This window comes from Enterococcus thailandicus (genome assembly GCF_001886265.1).
Lineage (GTDB): Bacteria > Bacillota > Bacilli > Lactobacillales > Enterococcaceae > Enterococcus_B > Enterococcus_B thailandicus.
Window position 1 is genome coordinate 47,328 of the sequence record NZ_JXLE01000009.1, and the last position, 17,281, is coordinate 64,608.

At 36.9% G+C, this 17,281-nt stretch carries 16 protein-coding genes; 12 read left to right on the plus strand and 4 right to left on the minus strand.

Annotated features, from left to right (window positions below; all coding sequences use genetic code 11):
- Positions 1 to 70: 70 nt before the first annotated feature.
- Complete coding sequence (locus tag RV17_RS07750) at positions 71 to 778, minus strand: HAD family hydrolase (protein WP_067483023.1); 708 nt, start codon at positions 776 to 778, stop codon at positions 71 to 73.
- A 767-nt stretch (positions 779 to 1,545) separates the two neighbouring features.
- On the opposite strand from RV17_RS07750, the gene spxA reads away from it, so the two are divergent.
- The 4 genes from spxA (at position 1,546) to pepF (ending at position 5,946) form a co-directional block, all read left to right on the plus strand.
- Complete coding sequence (spxA, locus tag RV17_RS07755) at positions 1,546 to 1,944, plus strand: transcriptional regulator SpxA (protein ID WP_067483021.1); 399 nt, start codon at positions 1,546 to 1,548, stop codon at positions 1,942 to 1,944.
- Positions 1,945 to 2,235: 291 nt separating this feature from the next.
- Positions 2,236 to 2,892: an adaptor protein MecA gene (locus RV17_RS07760; RefSeq protein ID WP_071868922.1), complete on the plus strand. Its 657-nt coding sequence runs from the start codon at positions 2,236 to 2,238 to the stop codon at positions 2,890 to 2,892.
- 116 nt (positions 2,893 to 3,008) lie between these two features.
- On the plus strand, positions 3,009 to 4,025 hold the full coding sequence (locus RV17_RS07765) for a competence protein CoiA (protein WP_071868923.1): 1,017 nt from the start codon (positions 3,009 to 3,011) through the stop codon (positions 4,023 to 4,025).
- Positions 4,026 to 4,134: 109 nt separating this feature from the next.
- Entirely contained in the window at positions 4,135 to 5,946 is a 1,812-nt protein-coding gene (pepF, locus tag RV17_RS07770; protein WP_071868924.1) for an oligoendopeptidase F, read from the plus strand.
- Positions 5,947 to 6,144: 198 nt separating this feature from the next.
- On the opposite strand, the gene RV17_RS07775 is transcribed toward pepF, so the two are convergent.
- Both RV17_RS07775 and RV17_RS07780 read right to left on the minus strand, forming a co-directional pair.
- Positions 6,145 to 6,822 carry a ClpXP adapter SpxH family protein gene (locus tag RV17_RS07775; protein ID WP_071868925.1) on the minus strand — a complete coding sequence of 226 codons (678 nt, stop codon included), beginning with the start codon at positions 6,820 to 6,822 and terminating at the stop codon, positions 6,145 to 6,147.
- Positions 6,823 to 6,940: 118 nt separating this feature from the next.
- On the minus strand, positions 6,941 to 7,516 hold the full coding sequence (locus RV17_RS07780) for a CYTH domain-containing protein (RefSeq protein WP_071868926.1): 576 nt from the start codon (positions 7,514 to 7,516) through the stop codon (positions 6,941 to 6,943).
- Between the two features lie 132 nt (positions 7,517 to 7,648).
- Between RV17_RS07780 and yjbM the strand changes: the two genes are divergently transcribed.
- The 4 genes from yjbM to mgtE are packed head-to-tail and all read left to right on the plus strand — an operon-like array spanning position 7,649 to position 11,409.
- Positions 7,649 to 8,335 (plus strand): GTP diphosphokinase, encoded by a 687-nt coding sequence (gene yjbM, locus RV17_RS07785; RefSeq protein ID WP_067483009.1) that lies wholly within the window; start codon positions 7,649 to 7,651, stop codon positions 8,333 to 8,335.
- Entirely contained in the window at positions 8,332 to 9,129 is a 798-nt protein-coding gene (locus tag RV17_RS07790; RefSeq protein ID WP_071868927.1) for an NAD kinase, read from the plus strand. Before yjbM ends, RV17_RS07790 begins: the two co-directional genes overlap by 4 nt.
- A 1-nt stretch (position 9,130) precedes the next feature.
- Positions 9,131 to 10,030 carry an RluA family pseudouridine synthase gene (locus RV17_RS07795; protein WP_067483005.1) on the plus strand — a complete coding sequence of 300 codons (900 nt, stop codon included), beginning with the start codon at positions 9,131 to 9,133 and terminating at the stop codon, positions 10,028 to 10,030.
- 17 nt (positions 10,031 to 10,047) lie between these two features.
- Positions 10,048 to 11,409, plus strand: a complete 1,362-nt coding sequence (gene mgtE / locus RV17_RS07800) for a magnesium transporter (protein ID WP_071868928.1) — start codon at positions 10,048 to 10,050, stop codon at positions 11,407 to 11,409.
- A gap of 220 nt (positions 11,410 to 11,629) precedes the next feature.
- Here mgtE and RV17_RS07805 read toward each other — a convergent pair whose 3' ends face one another.
- Positions 11,630 to 12,268, minus strand: a complete 639-nt coding sequence (locus RV17_RS07805; protein WP_071868929.1) for a copper homeostasis protein CutC — start codon at positions 12,266 to 12,268, stop codon at positions 11,630 to 11,632.
- A 103-nt stretch (positions 12,269 to 12,371) separates the two neighbouring features.
- Here RV17_RS07805 and RV17_RS07810 point away from each other — a divergent pair, with 103 nt between their 5' ends.
- The 4 genes from RV17_RS07810 to recD2 all read left to right on the plus strand — a co-directional run bounded on the left by RV17_RS07810 (position 12,372) and on the right by recD2 (position 17,267).
- A complete protein-coding gene (locus tag RV17_RS07810; RefSeq protein ID WP_071868930.1) occupies positions 12,372 to 13,229 on the plus strand; it encodes a methyltransferase domain-containing protein in 858 nt (285 codons plus the stop codon).
- A gap of 231 nt (positions 13,230 to 13,460) precedes the next feature.
- Complete coding sequence (locus RV17_RS07815) at positions 13,461 to 13,964, plus strand: tRNA (cytidine(34)-2'-O)-methyltransferase (protein WP_067482996.1); 504 nt, start codon at positions 13,461 to 13,463, stop codon at positions 13,962 to 13,964.
- Positions 13,965 to 14,021: 57 nt separating this feature from the next.
- A complete protein-coding gene (locus tag RV17_RS07820) occupies positions 14,022 to 14,678 on the plus strand; it encodes a histidine phosphatase family protein (RefSeq protein ID WP_071868931.1) in 657 nt (218 codons plus the stop codon).
- Between the two features lie 18 nt (positions 14,679 to 14,696).
- Positions 14,697 to 17,267, plus strand: coding sequence for an SF1B family DNA helicase RecD2 (gene recD2, locus RV17_RS07825; RefSeq protein ID WP_071868932.1), 2,571 nt, complete (start codon positions 14,697 to 14,699; stop codon positions 17,265 to 17,267).
- Positions 17,268 to 17,281 lie beyond the last annotated feature (14 nt).

Here is a 17,281-nt window from a genome sequence, read left to right on the forward strand (position 1 = left end):
AAATTTGCCTAATTTTTTGCTAACAAAAATACTCAGGACAAACTACTTGTCCTGAGTATTTTTAACTTGATTAAGCAAAGACAGATTCCATTGTCTCAAGTAATTGATCGAATGAACTAATTTCGATGTCTGAAACAGGTGTTGTATCAATCGTCCTTCCACGATGATTAAACCAAAGAGAATGCCAATCTGCACGATGCGCGCCAAGAACGTCATTGTCATAGTTGTCACCAACGTAGAGTGTTTCTGCTGGTTCCATTGAAAATGTTGCGGCTGCTAATTGGAAAATTTCTTTTTCAGGTTTTTGAAAACCAGTTGCTTGAGAAACAATCATATTTTTAGTTGGAATCCAATTTGCTAATTGTAGTTGGCTTAATTTTTTTGATTGGTGATCTGTTGGACCGTTCGTGATAATACCCATAGGTACGTGTTTTTCTTTTAGAAAGTCGAGTGTTTTGCGAACCTCATCATGTAGACAAATATTGTTTAGTTCGTCTTCATATACTTTTTGGAAAAACAAACCATCTTCTTCAGTAATATGTGGATAGTCTAAATCTTTTAGCGACTGGCTAATCCGATGTGCCCGCATATATTCTAATGTCCATTCCCCAGCCATCACTTTTGGGAAGTTTTCATCACTATGATGACGGAAACGAATATATAATGGATGCATATCTTCATCTGAAACCAGCGGAACCACTTTATTCACCGCATTTTTAAATGGTTGTTGTTGGTCATACATTGTATCGTCAACATCAAATACAACAGCTTTAATCAAATCTTACACGCCTTTCGATTTTCATTTGTTTTTTCACAAATCCTTCATCATTGTATCAGAAAAAAATCTCGATAAACGTTGATAATAAAGGTTTTTATTACTGTATTTTCTAGTTGTTGTTGTAGCAACGTTTTTAAATTTCAGTTTTTTTCACCAAAAATGATATAAAAAAAGAAAAAGATGACTAGAACAATCAATTAAGCTTTTTTGAGATTTTTTTGAGAGATAATTTTTCTTTTAAATCTAAAGAAATTGTTTAGAAATCAAATTTTGATACAGTAGCAAAATTTTGCAGGAAACTTTAAATAACACTATCTTTGTTTTTAATTTAGAATAATTTTAATTACTTGTTTTTTATGTTAACAGTGTTGTTATTTAGTACAGATGAAATAGGCGTTATGTTAAACTTTTTTTATCGACTGCTGAATAGGCTTAATTGATTTCGTAGGAATAAAAAACATATTTAATCTAATGTATCCGATTTCTTTTTGCTTTAGTGATTTTAAAATAGTACAGTTTTTCAGGCTGTTTAATTTTGCAAAAAAATTGCAAAATGATTGGAGTTTTCTCATTTTCAAATGTGTGTCAAAATGAAAAGCCTTGCTTTAACTGTAAAAAAACCTTAGATAACATTCATTTTTGAAAAAAAATATAAAAAAAAAGGTAGCTATTTAATTTACGATTAGGTATAATAGAAACAGATAGAAGATGAAATGAGTCTTCTGTTACAAAAATGTGATGATTTTCACGAAAAGGAGTGGTGCACGTTGTTAACACTATATACTTCCCCAAGTTGTACATCCTGTAGAAAGGCTCGTGCGTGGCTGCAAGAGCATCAAATCCCATTTGTTGAGCGTAATATTTTCTCTGAACCGTTGAATAGCGCTGAATTAAAAGCTATTTTGCAAATGACAGAAGATGGTACAGAAGAAATTATTTCAACGCGATCAAAGGTATTTCAAAAGTTGAATATGGATTTAGATGAGCTACCATTGCCAGAGCTACTAGACTTAGTTCAAAAAAACCCTGGATTGCTTCGTCGTCCAATTATGATTGACGACAAACGTTTGCAAGTTGGCTTCAATGAAGATGAAATTCGCCGTTTCTTACCACGCGATGTTCGCCAATTAGAGTTACGTCAGGCCCAGTTAATGGCTGGATTATAAAAGATTATCAAACTTGGAAGACTGTCTGTAGATGGTCTTCCAAGTTTTTTGTTATAATAAAAAATTTGGCTGATATTTTTAGTTCAAGGATTATGGTTATTTATTTGTGATTAGATAAGAAATCATTACACAATTATAAAAAATAGCGTAGGGTGATTGTTTCAGTAGCTGTTTCAATAAAGAAAAATTTTTTAACTTTCTATTGGTAAAGTAAGGTTTTTCTTTACATTTAACTGGTTTTCGCTACAATGAAGCTATATTAACCGTTGCGGCAAAGTGAGGTGTTGCGAAATGGAAATGGAACATATCAATGAAAATACCATCCGCGTATTGATTGGTCATGAAGATTTAGAAGAACGAGGTGTTTCTTTTTTAGATTTGTTGGGTAATCACAAGGAGATAGAGAATTTCTTCTATAGTATTTTAGAAGAAGTCGATATCGAAGAAGAATTTCGTGGAAGCGAAGCTGTGACTTTCCAAGTTTTGCCAAAGGGTGATGGGCTAGAATTATTTATTAGTAAGAATTTGCCTGATGAAGAAATGATTCAAGCACACGATGGTCCGATTGACTCAGATGATGTTAGTGAGTTCTTGCGCCAACAAATGATGGATGATTATGATGAACCCAAAGATGCGGAAGATGAGCCTGTAAAAGCAGATGAGAGTCGTGCGATTTTTGTGTTTGATGATTTTGAACAAATGATTCAGTTGGCTCAAGATGTGCGATTAGAGTCTGCTTGGACAGATTTATATTTGTTTGACGAAAAGTATTATTTATCGGTACATTTTTGGCTCGAAAATCTTAACCAAGCAGATGTAGAAAATCAAATTGCGAGAATTCTTGAATTTTCTAAGAAGAGTGATCGAACTGCAGACGCGTTGAGTGAGCATGGAAAATGTTTAATGGAACGAAATGCGATTGAACGCACTAGATTTTATTTCAACTAAATATTGTCATTGGAAAAGCCATTGTTGATTGCATATCAACAATGGCTTTTTTTTGCAAAAAAAAAATCATTGAAAATCGCGTAACTTTTTTTGAGAAACAAAAAAGGGAGAGTACAATGTTGTGTGCAATCAATCAATATGGAAAAAGATTCATTGCTAGTCAAGCTGTGAAACAAGAAATTTATTTTTGTCCAGGCTGTCGGTTGCCGGTGATTTTAAAACAAGGAAAGCAAGTTCGTGCACATTTTGCACATAAGAAAAGTAGTGTATGTCAAGTTTTTAGCGAAGCAGAATCAGAGGAGCATGTATTCCTGAAAGAAGTCTTCTATCAATGGTTAAAAAAATTCGCTGAACAAGTAGAAATAGAACCTTATTTGTCTGAATTAGCCCAAAGACCAGATTTACTTAGCGGAAATTTTGCATTTGAGATCCAATGTTCACCATTAGCTTATTCACGATTTATTGAACGGACAACGAATTATCAGCGTAAGCAGTTCACCGTTTGGTGGATTCTTAGCAGTAGTTTGATTAACAAAAAGTTGTTAGCAGGCCCCAAATTATCACAATTAGTGAAAGGTGCTTGCCGCTATGACGAGCAACGTCATGTTCATTTTTGGGCGGTGGATAGACACACAGGAAAGTTGTATCTTTATCATGAGTTGACGTTGTCTGTCGCTCAGGAAATCAGTTATCGGGTAATGGAGTGGTCATTTTATACTTGTTCTTTAACTAAGATTCTGACCAATCAGTTGGTTAGTGACACACAAATCGTTGCTAGTCGAGCTAAAAAAGAAATTTATCAGGAACTTGATTGGCAATTGCGCCGGAAACAAGATGCTCTTTTGCAAGTTCAAGAGTTTTGTTATATGAGAGGAAAGCATCTTCTCTATCTTTCCTCATGGATCTATCAGCAAAGTGCATTTTTCTTTTTCTTTGGGACAAACGTGCTTGTGTATCGAGTGCTATTTGAGGAAACGTTACAGGAAAAACGACTGCTTCATTATCTTTGCTGGCGTGAAAAGCTTGAAGACGTGGCCCCAGAGTGGTTGTTTCCGTTGATTTCGAAAGAACAAATGTATTGGCGATTTTTTGAAGAGTGTTGTGACCTATGGAAAAAGAAAGTGGATAACTAAAAAGTTAAAAAACTTTTGTTAGAATATTTAGACGAATTTAAGCAAGAAGCTTTTGTCTGAGAAAATTTGTGATAAGATGAAGAAAGATTAAGAAAAAGGAGTCGATTTCATGAGTGAAACAACCCAATTACCGAATCGCGAAGAACTATCTGAAAATTTAACTTGGGATTTGACGAAAATTTTTGCAAATGATCAAGAATTTGACGAAAAATATCAAGAACTATCTGAGGAACTGACACAGGCAGAAAAGTATAAGGGAACGCTAGCTAACGGCGCAACCGCATTTTTGAATGCGCTTGAGTTTGTTTTAGATGTTTATCGTAAAATTGAAGTGTTGTACGTTTACGCTCATTTGAAGAATGATCAAGATACTGCAAACACGACATATCAAGCTTTGCATTCACGTGCGGGTAGCTTAATGGCAAAAGTGGGTGAATCAGTTTCTTGGTTGGAACCAGAAGTTCTCCAATTATCAGATGAAACGATTTGGAGTTACTTTGAAGAAGAGCCAAAATTAGAAATCTATCGCCATTTTGTTCAGCAAATGGTAGATAATCGTGCGCACGTCTTATCGGCTGATCAAGAAGCACTTTTAGCTGGTGCTGGAGAAATTTTTGGTGCATCAAGTAGTACATTTTCCGTATTGAACAATGCTGATTTAGTTTTTCCAACTATCACAGGAGAAAATGGCGAAAAAATCCAACTTTCTCATGGGGTCTATGGTCAGTTGTTAGAAAGTACAGACCGTTCTGTACGTGAAGCGGCATTTAAAGGACTATATGAAGTATATGAACAATTTAGAAATACTTTTGCTTCGACTTTGAGTGCACACATCAAAGGGTACAATTTTAAAGCGAAAGCACGTCATTATCATTCTGCTCGTGAAGCTTCTTTAAGCAACAACCATGTGCCTGAAAGTGTATATGATACATTGGTTGAAGTAGTGAATAAGCATTTGCCATTATTACATCGTTATATGGAATTGCGTAAACGTTTATTAAATGTTGAAGAACTACACATGTATGATTTGTATACTCCGGTATTAGGGGAAGCGCCGATCAAGTTTTCTTATGAGGATGCAAGAGCAAAAGCCTTAGAAGCTTTACAGCCAATGGGTGAAGAGTACATGGCAGTTGTTGAAGAAGCATTTGCTGATCGTTGGATCGATGTGGTTGAAAACAAAGGGAAACGCAGCGGAGCGTATTCTTCAGGAAGCTATGATACGAAACCATACATTTTGTTGAATTGGCATGATACATTAGATCAATTATTTACCTTAGTTCATGAAATGGGTCATAGCGTGCATAGTTTCTTTACTCGTTCAAACCAACCTTATGTTTATGGAGATTATTCAATTTTCTTGGCAGAGATTGCTTCGACAACAAATGAAAATATTTTGACTGAGTATTTGTTGGAAACAGAAACAGATCCTCGTGTGCGTGCATACGTGTTAAATCATTATTTGGATGGTTTCAAAGGAACAATTTTCCGTCAAACACAATTTGCTGAATTTGAACATTTTATGTATGTTGAAGACGCAAAAGGTGTGCCATTAACAAGTGAATATTTAAGTGAAAGTTATGGAAAATTAAATGCAAAATATTACGGACCAGCAGTAGAAGAAGATCCAGAAATCAAATATGAATGGTCACGGATTCCACATTTCTATTATAATTACTATGTTTTCCAATATGCGACAGGATTTTCTGCAGCGTCTGCATTAGCGAAGAAAATCTGGGCGAAAGAACCAGATGCGTTAGGTAACTACCTAGCTTATTTGAAAGCAGGAAACAGCGATTATCCAGTGGAAGTAATGAAAAAAGCAGGTGTTGATATGACGCAAGCAGCTTATATTGAAGATGCAATGGCGATGTTTGAAAAACGTTTGGATGAATTAGAAGCATTGATTGATGAGTTATAAAAATCAAGAGGGTAAAGAAATGTTTCAAATGAGAAAACGAATTTTTCGTGTGCAGAAATAGGAAAGAGTTTATAAAGCTGAATAAAGAGTCTCGACTTTTGTCGAGGCTCTTTATTTTTAGTGAAATAAAAAACATCCAAAACAGAATATTCAATCTGTCTTGGATGTTAAATAGATCTTATTTGTTTTGAATAAAAGTTAATTTGAAAGTAAAGATAAGTGGCTTGCGCCAGTTGTAAATTTTGAACCAGTTGTATGTAATTGTTGACCAGTAAAAATTTGATAGGATTCATCAGTTACTTTACAAAGTTCTTGAATACGGTGAACAGTATTTGTCCCTTCGACTAAAACGCCGAAATCACAATCATATGCGTAGTTATAAACAACCGCGGAAGGATGTTTGGTAATCCCCATCTCTCGAGCGATTTTCTGATCAGAGAAAAAAGCTTCTTTTACAAATTCAGATTGACGGTCTTCTTTGAACATTGCTAAATCTCCACCAATAGACGCAAAAAGTTCCTCAGATAAAGCTTGTGAATAAGGAATATCTTTACAGCCTACAGCTTCTTGCAATTTAATCAAAAATTGACGTCCTTTTTTCTTTCCTTGAAACTGTGCAGCTTTACAATCAAGTGATGCAGAGTAGATTGTTGAAAATAAATTGTTACGTTCTTCTAAATCTTGACGATCAATGCCTCGTGTTTGCATGACATCCCCGATTGTCTGCAAGTTAACTAAAGGTAAAAAACGAAATTGAACTTTTTTGTTTTTTAGATTTGTCGTCCCATATTCTTCTTCGATGAACTGTAACAGCTGCCGTTCCATATTAAAACAGTATTTCCCCAAAGGGTTCACGAAAAGATAAATTTCGATCATATGAATCTCCCCCAAAAATAGATTCTATATAATTAGTGAATACTTTCATCCACAGACTATAACTTAACAGAAAAGGCGCAAAAAATGAACTCATGCGCCTTGTGAAAATGAAAGAAATCTAATTTTTTGCCTCAATCATTCGATGGATTTTATTTTTCGCCGGACGATAAGGAAGGTTGAAAGAACTTAGAAACTGCAAAAAATCAGCGCTTGTAGTAGTCGTGTCCTGTACTTCGAGCTCTAATTCATAGTCATGTAAATTCTGTGCCCAACTTTGATCGATAGCTAAGAGGCCTTCCTTTATGTGAAACTCTGCACGTTTAGTCGTTAACTCTCCAGTTTTGATGAGTTGAGAGGAGTGAATGCCAAGATCAATTAACTTTTCAAAGACGTGACCTGTGATTGGTAGCACATTTGATTGGAGGATGTCGTCAGCACAAGCTTTGGTTAGTGTATCAGTTGTTTCTAAAAGTCCAGATGTTGTTGGCGTTTTTAATGTGTATTCTGCCAAGTCCTCATATCTTCGGATGCGTAGTCCACAATTTTTTGCTTTTAATTGAAAATCAGGTGTGTCAAAGTAACTGTTTGTTTGCGTTTTAAAATCGGTTGCTGTCAATTGATAATGGGTAATCAATTGTTGATATTCTGATTGAGAAAGCATTGTTTTGAATTCAATCTCTAAATTTTCTGCCATGTTATTCGCCCCTTTTTCTTTATTTTGCCTAAATTTTCTTTTCTGGTCAATGAAAGGGTGAACGATTACGGAAACTCTTGGTTGTATGGTAAAATAGGCAATGAATGTCAGTGCAAAGTAGAGGTATGAGTTATGGAACGAGATTGGGAAACATTTTTAGCACCATATGAACAAACTGTATCAGAATTGAAAGTTAAGTTACGTGGGATTCGTAAACAATTCCGTGAACAAAATCAACATGTGCCAATTGAATTTGTAACTGGTCGTGTGAAACCAGTCGATAGCATTGTAACAAAATCTCAGTTACGACATATTCCAATGGGACGGTTAGAAGAAGAAATGTCCGATATTGCTGGGTTACGTATTATGTGCCAGTTTGTCGAAGATATCCACCAAGTTGTGGAAGTGATTCGTAACCGTAAAGACATGAAGGTAATTCAAGAAAGAGACTACATTACGAATAAAAAAGCGAGTGGGTATCGTTCCTATCATTTAGTAATCGAATATCCTGTTCAGTTGATTAGCGGCGAAAAGAAAATATTAGCTGAAATCCAAATTCGAACATTAGCGATGAATTTTTGGGCAACAATTGAACATTCGCTAAATTATAAATACCAAGGCGTCTTTCCAGAAGAAATGAGTGAACGATTGCAACGTGCCGCAGAAGCTGCCTATCAATTAGACGAAGAAATGTCTAATATTCGTGAAGAAATTCAAGAGGCACAGCGCCTATTTTCTCATGGTCGAGGAAAATCAGATGATGTTTATTATCGAACATTGCTGGATAAAGAAGATGAGAAGCAAGGAGGCAACGAATGAAAGTAGCCATTGTTCATAATAATGAAGCAAAAACATTAGAAGTTACCGAACGGTTGGTTGCTCTTTTAACGCAAGCTGGTATCAAAATCAATGAAAAAAATCCAGAATTGGTGATTTCGGTTGGAGGGGATGGAACGTTACTTTCGGCTTTTCATCGGTTTAATCATCGGTTGAATGAAGTTCGCTTTTTAGGTGTGCATACTGGGCATCTTGGTTTTTATACAGACTGGCGCGATTACGAACTAGAAGAGTTAGTCGATAGTTTATTGACGACGCGCGAACAAAGTGTTAGTTATCCGTTACTCGATGTGCGAATTAGTTACACAAATGATCAACCAGATAAACATTTTTTTGCATTGAATGAATCAACAATCAAACGTGCGAACCGGACGATGGTTGCTGATGTGTATATCAAAGATGAATTGTTTGAAAGTTTTCGTGGTGATGGATTGGCGGTTTCAACGCCGACTGGTTCTACTGCGTACAATAAAAGTATTGGTGGAGCAGTTATCCATCCTAGTATTAATGCCTTTCAATTAACAGAAATTGCCTCTTTGAATAATCGTGTTTTTCGGACGTTAGGTTCCCCCATTGTAATTGGGCAAGATGAGTGGGTTGAAATCAAGTTAGAAAATACAGAAGATTATTTGGTGACAGTTGATCAATTGGACGTGGCAAAGGGACACATTCATTCAATTTATTACCGAATTGCGAAAGAACGCATCCATTTTGCTTCTTATCGACATATGCATTTTTGGCATCGCGTGAAGGATGCCTTTATTGGTGAGGGATAGTATGCAGTTTACATGGGTTTATCAAAAGGAGCATCCGCAACAAGTAAAATATTTCTTGAAAGAACAAGGGATATCTAAAGGTTTATTAGCAAAAATAAAATTCCAAGGCGGCGAAATCAAAGTCAATGACCAAGTCGAAAATGTCTTGTTTTCTCTGACAGACAATGATAAGGTAACCATTGTGATTCCCGCTGAAGGAGAGCATGAAACGGTTCTTTTAGATGAGACACCAATCGACATTGTTTTCGAAGATGAACATGTTTTGGTAGTCAATAAACCAGCGGGTGTTTCTTCGATTCCGGCACAATACCATCCTAATGGTACGATGGCGAATCGGGTCAAAGCGTATTACAAAAAACAAGCGTATGAAAACCAAGTGATCCACGTAGTAACCAGATTGGATCGAGATACATCTGGATTGATGCTATTTGCCAAACATGGTTTTGCTCATGCCAAGTTGGATACGCAACTTCGAGAAAAGAAATTTACGAAGAAATATCAAGCATTAGTTAGCGGAAAAATGAATGAATTACAAACGCATGGACGCATTGAATTGCCGATTGCGAGGGACTATACTTCGTTACTGAAACGAACGATTTCCCCAGAAGGTCGAGCTGCGGAAACAGAGTATTGGCTTGATCAAGCTTTTTCAGATGCAGCGTTAGTTGATATTCAACTTCATACAGGGCGTACGCATCAAATTAGGGTTCATTTTGCTGCAATAGGTTGTCCTTTGTTAGGTGATGATATGTATGAGGGACGCATGGATTTGGGTATCCAAAGACAGGCGCTCCATTGTTATGATTTACGTTTTTATCATCCTTTTACTCAAGAATTATTAGAATTTAAGCAGCCACTAGCAGAAGACATGGCAGCAGTGATCAAACGTTTTAAAGATTAAGGTGAGGTGAGATTGGTTTGGACGAAAATCAAGAATTAGAGGAAAGATTTGCCCAGTTGGCTCAGGATTTGAAGACAAATAATATTCAAGAATTTAGAAATGATTTCTTGGAGATGCATATTTATGAGCAGGGGCAGTTCTACCAGTCACTCCCTGAAGATGATCGTCAATTGATCTATACGTATCTTTCGCCAAAAGAATTAGCTGATATGTTCGACGTGATTGAAGAAGATAATGAACATATGAAGGAATATTTGGCAGAGATGCGACCAAGCTATGCCGCGGATATGTTGGCAGAAATGTATACCGATAATGCGGTCGATTTGTTAAATACGTTAGATAAAAAACAAATAGCTAAATACTTAAGTTTGATGTCCACTGAAGATGCCAGTGAAATCAAAGAATTGTTACACTATGAAGATGAAACAGCCGGCGCTATCATGACAACGGAATTTGTTTCAATCGTTGCAAATCAAACCGTCCGTTCAGCGATGTATGTGTTGAAAAATGAGGCAGATGTGGCTGAAACGATTTACTACATTTATGTGGTCAATCAAGAAGGAAAACTAGTTGGTGTTATTTCTTTGCGCGATTTGATTGTCAACGATGACGATACAATGATCGCTGACTTAATGAGTGAACGAATTATCTCAGTGCATGTGGGTGATGACCAAGAAGACGTGGCGCAAACATTTCGGGACTATGACTTTCTAGCATTACCAGTTACTGACTATGATGATCATTTGTTAGGAATCGTAACGGTTGATGATATTATTGACGTTATTGATGATGAAGCAGCAAGTGACTACTCTGGTTTGGCTGGGGTCAATGTAGAAGAAGTCAATGAAAATCCAATCAAGGCTGCATCCAGGCGACTACCGTGGCTGATTACGCTATTGTTTTTAGGAATGTCAACAGCATCATTGATTAGTCATTACGAAGACCTTGTGAGTGAAGCGAGTATTTTAGCGGTGTTTATTTCACTAATTACGGGGACAGCTGGGAATGCGGGTACGCAATCATTGGCGGTTGCCGTGCGACGATTGGCTATCTCGGATGAAAAAGAAAATAGTTTTACACGATTGATTCTAGCGGAAGTTTTCACAGGTTTAGTTACTGGAGCTGTGACAGGTCTGACTATTTTCTTGATTGTTGGTTTTTGGAAGAATAATTTTATTTTAGGTTTTGTTATTGGTATGGCAATGTTATTTGCGATTACAGTTGCTAACCTAGCGGGAAGTTTGATTCCAATGTTGATGGATCGTTTGGGATTTGATCCGGCAGTTGCGAGTGGGCCTTTTATTACCACTTTAAGTGATTTGACAAGTGTGTTGATTTATTTTAATATTGCTTCTTTGTTTATGGGGTATTTTATGTAAGGTTGTGGCTCAAAATGCTCAGCTTCAAGCAATAAGACATTCTTTCTAAAAATAGCTTCTCATATTTTTATGAGAGATTGGCTTATGCCGAAGAAGCTGTTTTGAGAACACCGTGGATGAGGCTGTGGCTCAAAGCGTTCAGCTTCAACAAATTAGCGAGCAATTATTTATATAATCAAAAGGGAGTGTGACCTAATCAGGCCACACTCCCTTTTTGTGGTTAATCCAGTGGAATAATTTTTGTTCCATGTACTTCAGTGACACCTAATTCTTTTGCAACTTGTTCTGCATTTTTATCAGATACACCACCACCGGGTAAAATAATCAAACGATTATTTGCATAAGCAATTAATTTTTTCAAATGTGCAAAGTTATCTTCAATTGGTGTACCAGCTGTGCCACCATGGGTTAAAATTCGTTCAACACCGTGTTCAACTAGCCAATCAATCGCTGCAAATTGACGCTCTTCGGGGATACTGTCAAATGCCATGTGGAAAGTAATCTGTAGACCTTTTGCTGTTTCAATCAACAACTCTAAAGCCTCTTCATCCAGCCAACCGGAAGGAGTCAGGCAGCCAATAACAACACCATCTGTTCCTAATTTCTTTGCTTCAATCAAATCAGTGTGCATAATCTTTAATTCAATATCATTGTAAACAAAGTCGCCTCCACGCGGACGAATAATCGTCATCACGGGGACTTCTTTTTCACCAGCGTAACTTAAAGCTTCTTCAATTACGCCAGTACTTGGTGTGGTTCCTCCCACAGCAAGATTGTCGCATAACTCAATCCGGTTCGCGCCGCGGGAAATCGCTAAAGGGATCGAGGTGTAATTTTCGGCACAAAATTCTTTAATCATAAACAGCACTCCTTTGCTCTTCTTCTTGGGCATTGTAACACATTTTTTCCGGTTGCTAAAGTTTTCGCCAACAGGTAAGATAAAAATGAAATGAGGGAAATATATGCTAAAAAAAATTGACCGTGGACGCCAGTTTTTACTGAAACATCAGCAATTGTTTTGTTGTCCTGTTTGTCAGGAATCAATTGTTGCAACAGAACAAGGTTTAGTTTGTCAAAACAGCCATCGTTTTGATTTATCCAAAAAAGGAACACTTTATTTTTTATCACATGCAGTGAAAACGGACTATGACCAAGAAATGTTTGCTCCTAGACGCCGAATGATTCGTTCAGGAATGTACCAACCGGTAATCGAATTGCTTGCAAAAAAACTACCAGAAGGAGCGAGTGTTTTAGATGTTGGTTGCGGAGAAGGTAGTTTTTTAAATGAAATCAATGAATTGCAAAAAATAAATACAGCAGTTGGGTTTGATATTTCTAAAGAAGGCGTGTATGCTGCAACGGAACAAGAAATCCCTGCATTCTGGTGTGTGGCAGATTTGACGAACCTGCCGTTTGCATCACAACAGTTTTCAACGATTTTAAATATTTTTTCGCCGTCACACTATCAAGAATTTCAACGTGTGTTAACAGATGATGGCACGGTTTTAAAAATTGTACCTCAAGAGAACTATTTGAAAGAATTACGACAAGCTTTTTATCCGGATCAACCAGAAAAACAAAATTATTCAAATGAGCGAGTTGTCACAAAGTTTACTGAATCATTAGACTTGATTGAACGTCAGCGTGTCACGTATGAATTTGAAATCCCCAAAAAAAATCGACAAGATCTCTTGGCGATGTCACCTTTGGAATGGCAAGTTGCGCCAGAAATAAAAGAGAATTTGTACAAGCATCCGCTGGAAAAAATTACAATCGATGTTGAATTATTAAAAGGCACTAAGAAAAACCGTTTACATTGAGTTTTTATTAACAAGTGGTTGCAAAAATAATTTAATGGTGATATAGTAGCAACAAGTTGTTTTTTCATTGGTTTTTATCAGGTTCCTGTTCTGATAAAAGATAGTGAGAAGAGCTTCACTAACGTAACGACTCGCAGTGACTAACACCGAGTTGATACGTTTTTTTTTATGCCAAAATTCAATCGTATTTATTATAAAAAATGAACATTACCATGAGAGGATGAGCAACAGATGAATCATATCGTTTTATTTGAACCTTTGATTCCAGCGAACACTGGAAATATCGCACGAACATGTGCTGCAACGAACACACCTTTACATTTGATCGAACCTTTAGGCTTTTCGACAGATGATAAACATTTAAAACGTGCGGGGTTGGACTACTGGAATGACGTTAATATCAAGTATTATCCAAATCTTGAAGCATTTTTAGATTTTTTGGGGGATCGAAAATTACATTTAATCTCAAAATTTGCCAATAAAATCTATAGTGATGAAAACTTTGCAGATGGTGAAGAACATTTCTTTTTATTCGGCAAAGAAACGACAGGATTGCCTGAAGAATTTATGCGTAATAATGAAGAAAAATGTTTACGCATCCCAATGAATGATGAACATGTACGCTCACTAAATTTATCAAACACGGCAGCGATGATCGTATATGAAGCATTGCGCCAACAAGGATTTCCTGCGTTAGAATTAACACACCACTATGAACATGATAAACTAGACTAATCTTTGATAAAAAATAGTAAAAAGAATGCTAGATAAATGAGTGAGGTGTGAGGAAAAATGGATTTATATTTTACCCGACATGGTAAAACAGAGTGGAACCAAGAACGTCGCTTCCAAGGAAGTAATGGAGATTCACCTTTACTCCCACAAAGTTATAAAGAAATCAAAGCGCTAGGGGAAAAAGTGAAAAACGTTCCTTTTGAAGTCATTTACGCAAGCACGGCGAAGAGAGCACGTGATACAGCTGAAGGAATCAATCAAATGCTGGCACACCCAGTTGAAATTATTTTTACGGATAAACTTCGTGAGCTAGGACTAGGTTTGCTGGAAGGTCAAAAAATCGAAGAAATGTATGAAAGATTCCCGGAAAATCTACCTAATTTGCGTAATCATTTAGATAAATATGATCCAACACCATTTAATGGTGAGCCAATTACGGCTGCGATTACGCGAATTGAAACGGTTGTAGCAGATGCAGTGGCGCAACATGATGGTCCCATTTTATTCGTGGGACATGGTGCGTCACTGACGGCTGCAATTCAATGGATGACAGGAAAAGAACTGAGCCAATTACGTGAAATGGGTGGCTTATTTAATAGCAGTTTGACTATACTAGAGACAGAAGAGCCAAATAACTTATTACCTTACCAACTAAAAGTTTGGAATGAAGTCGATTTTTTAGGCTTGGAGAATAAACCAGAACCGTTACTATAGATGAAGGAGGCGGCTTCGATGCAGCCAGAAGAAATGCCATATTTCGTTGGGACAGTTGCCGCGATTTTTTTTCAAAATCCAAGTAATTTTTATAAAGTTCTCTTAGTCCATGTGAATGAAACGAGTGCAGATTATCGAGAAAAAGAAATTGTCGTTACGGGGAGTTTCGGGGAAATCCAAGAAAATGAGACGTATCGTTTCTATGGTGAACTAGTTGACCATCCTAAATACGGCCGTCAGTTAAAAGTTGAACGTTATGAGCAAGAAAAACCAACAACGGCTAATGGGATTGTTTCGTATCTCTCAAGTGAAAAATTTCCAGGGATTGGTAAAAAAACAGCTGAAAAAATTGTTGAGATGCTGGGGGAAGATGCCATTGAAAAAATCATTGAAGATCCTTCTCTTTTACGACAAATCTCTGGTTTAACGAAACCAAAGCGTGACATGATTGCTGAAACGATTCGCTTGAATCACGGAATGGATCAAGTCATTATGGGATTGAATCGCTATGGCTTCGGTAGTCAATTGGCTTTCAGCATCTATCAAGCATACAAAAATGAAGCGTTAGATATTATTCAAGAAAACCCGTATCAATTAGTCGAAGATATCGAAGGAATCGGGTTTAAACGAGCGGACAATTTGGCAGAACAAATTGGGATTGCTTCTGACTCGCCAAGACGAATCCGTGCGGCTATTTTACATCAAATTTTTCAACACAGTGTCCAAACAGGTGATACTTATGTTCCCGCTGACACACTATTGGAGCAAACGATCCGGATTTTAGAAACCAGTCGTCCAGTTGAGATTGAACCCGATCAAGTTGCCACAGTCATTATTCAGCTAGTCGAAGAAGGAAAAATCCAGCAAGAGGAAACTAACCTATATGAAAACAGCTTGTATTTTTCAGAGTGGGGGATCGGCAATTCAATTCAACGATTGTTAAGTCGTAAAAAAGAAATTCATTATCCTGAAAAAGAAGTCACTAAGAACATTCGACGCGTCGAAAAAATCTTTGGAATTCAATATGGTGATTCACAAGAAAAAGCGATTGCTGAAGCGATTCGCTCGCCTTTATTTATTTTAACTGGTGGGCCGGGAACGGGGAAAACAACAGTCATCAACGGAATCGTCAATTTGTTTGCTGAACTAAATGGAATTGAACTAGATCCCAATAAATATACGCAAGAACTATTTCCTATTTTATTGGCAGCACCAACAGGTCGGGCAGCTAAACGGATGAATGAAACAACGGGTTTACCGGCAAGTACGATTCATCGTCTACTTGGCTTGAATGGGCGTGAAAAAACACCTTCTGTCAGTACCAAGGAATTAGAAGGCGGTTTATTAATTGTGGATGAAATGTCGATGGTTGATACGTGGTTAGCAAATACTTTGTTTAAAGCAATTCCAACAAATATGCAGGTGATTTTAGTTGGAGATAAAGACCAGCTGCCATCTGTTGGTCCTGGGCAAGTTTTACATGATTTGCTAAACATCGAACAGATTCCAAAAATGGAGCTCAATGAGATTTATCGCCAAGGCGACGGATCCAGTATTATTCCGTTAGCACATGAAATCAAGGAAGGGCGCTTGCCTAGTGATTTTACGAAAAATCAAAAAGATCGCTCTTTTTTTAGAAGTGATGCGTACCAAATCGAACCTTTGATTTCGCAGATCGTAGAAAAAGCTAAAAATAAAGGATTTACTGCGCAAGATATTCAATTATTAGCTCCGATGTATCGAGGGGCAGCAGGAATTGATGCACTGAATAAAATGATGCAAGAAATTTTTAATCCAGGTGGACCAAATAAAAAAGAAGTTCGATGGAATGAAACAGTTTATCGAATTGGCGACAAAGTATTACAATTAGTCAATACGCCAGAATTGAATGTTTTCAACGGTGATATGGGTGTGATTACGGGAATTATTTTAGCAAAGGATTCTGACGATAAAGTGGATGAATTAGTCATTCAATTTGATGCAAATGAGGTAACGTATAAGCGAAACGAGTGGAATAAAATTACTTTGTCTTACTGTTGCTCGATCCATAAATCACAAGGTAGTGAATTTAAGATGGTTATCTTGCCAATGGTGCATCAGTATCAACGAATGTTGCAACGTAATTTATTGTATACGGCAGTTACCCGAAGTAAAGACCTGTTGATTTTGCTTGGAGAAGAACAAGCTTACCTGACTTGTGTGAAAAATGAAACTGCTAGTCGAATGACAACCTTGAAGCGAAGAATTGAAGAAAATGATAGCATGACGCTTGTGACACGGACGAAGTTGACTGCTTATGAAGATTCGTTAGCTGGAAATGATCCTTTTGAAGATGGCTCCTATACAAGTGAAGTATCAGAAAAAGTAGTAAAGACAGCCAAAAAAGAAGAGCGTACTGTTTCCAACAAAAAAGAAGTAAGAAATGAATTTATTGTCGAAGAAGTTCCTTTGTTTGAAACACAAACGATCGAAACGGAAAAAGAAGTGGCATCAAACGAACAACCTAAAACGTATATTTTAACAAGTGAAGCAATTGAAAATCAAACAATCGATCCAATGATTGGGATGGAAAAGATTCGTTTGCAATGAAAAAATACTAAAAT

Excerpts from the sequence above, each read along its gene's own strand:
- RV17_RS07760 (WP_071868922.1), top strand. The coding sequence starts at position 2,236 with ATGGAAATGGAACATATCAATGAAAATACCATCCGCGTATTGATTGGT.
- RV17_RS07765 (WP_071868923.1), top strand. The coding sequence starts at position 3,009 with ATGTTGTGTGCAATCAATCAATATGGAAAAAGATTCATTGCTAGTCAA.
- pepF (WP_071868924.1), top strand. The coding sequence starts at position 4,135 with ATGAGTGAAACAACCCAATTACCGAATCGCGAAGAACTATCTGAAAAT.
- RV17_RS07775 (WP_071868925.1), bottom strand. The coding sequence starts at position 6,822 with ATGATCGAAATTTATCTTTTCGTGAACCCTTTGGGGAAATACTGTTTT.
- RV17_RS07780 (WP_071868926.1), bottom strand. The coding sequence starts at position 7,516 with ATGGCAGAAAATTTAGAGATTGAATTCAAAACAATGCTTTCTCAATCA.
- yjbM (WP_067483009.1), top strand. The coding sequence starts at position 7,649 with ATGGAACGAGATTGGGAAACATTTTTAGCACCATATGAACAAACTGTA.
- RV17_RS07790 (WP_071868927.1), top strand. The coding sequence starts at position 8,332 with ATGAAAGTAGCCATTGTTCATAATAATGAAGCAAAAACATTAGAAGTT.
- RV17_RS07795 (WP_067483005.1), top strand. The coding sequence starts at position 9,131 with ATGCAGTTTACATGGGTTTATCAAAAGGAGCATCCGCAACAAGTAAAA.
- RV17_RS07805 (WP_071868929.1), bottom strand. The coding sequence starts at position 12,268 with ATGATTAAAGAATTTTGTGCCGAAAATTACACCTCGATCCCTTTAGCG.
- RV17_RS07810 (WP_071868930.1), top strand. The coding sequence starts at position 12,372 with ATGCTAAAAAAAATTGACCGTGGACGCCAGTTTTTACTGAAACATCAG.
- RV17_RS07815 (WP_067482996.1), top strand. The coding sequence starts at position 13,461 with ATGAATCATATCGTTTTATTTGAACCTTTGATTCCAGCGAACACTGGA.
- RV17_RS07820 (WP_071868931.1), top strand. The coding sequence starts at position 14,022 with ATGGATTTATATTTTACCCGACATGGTAAAACAGAGTGGAACCAAGAA.
- recD2 (WP_071868932.1), top strand. The coding sequence starts at position 14,697 with ATGCAGCCAGAAGAAATGCCATATTTCGTTGGGACAGTTGCCGCGATT.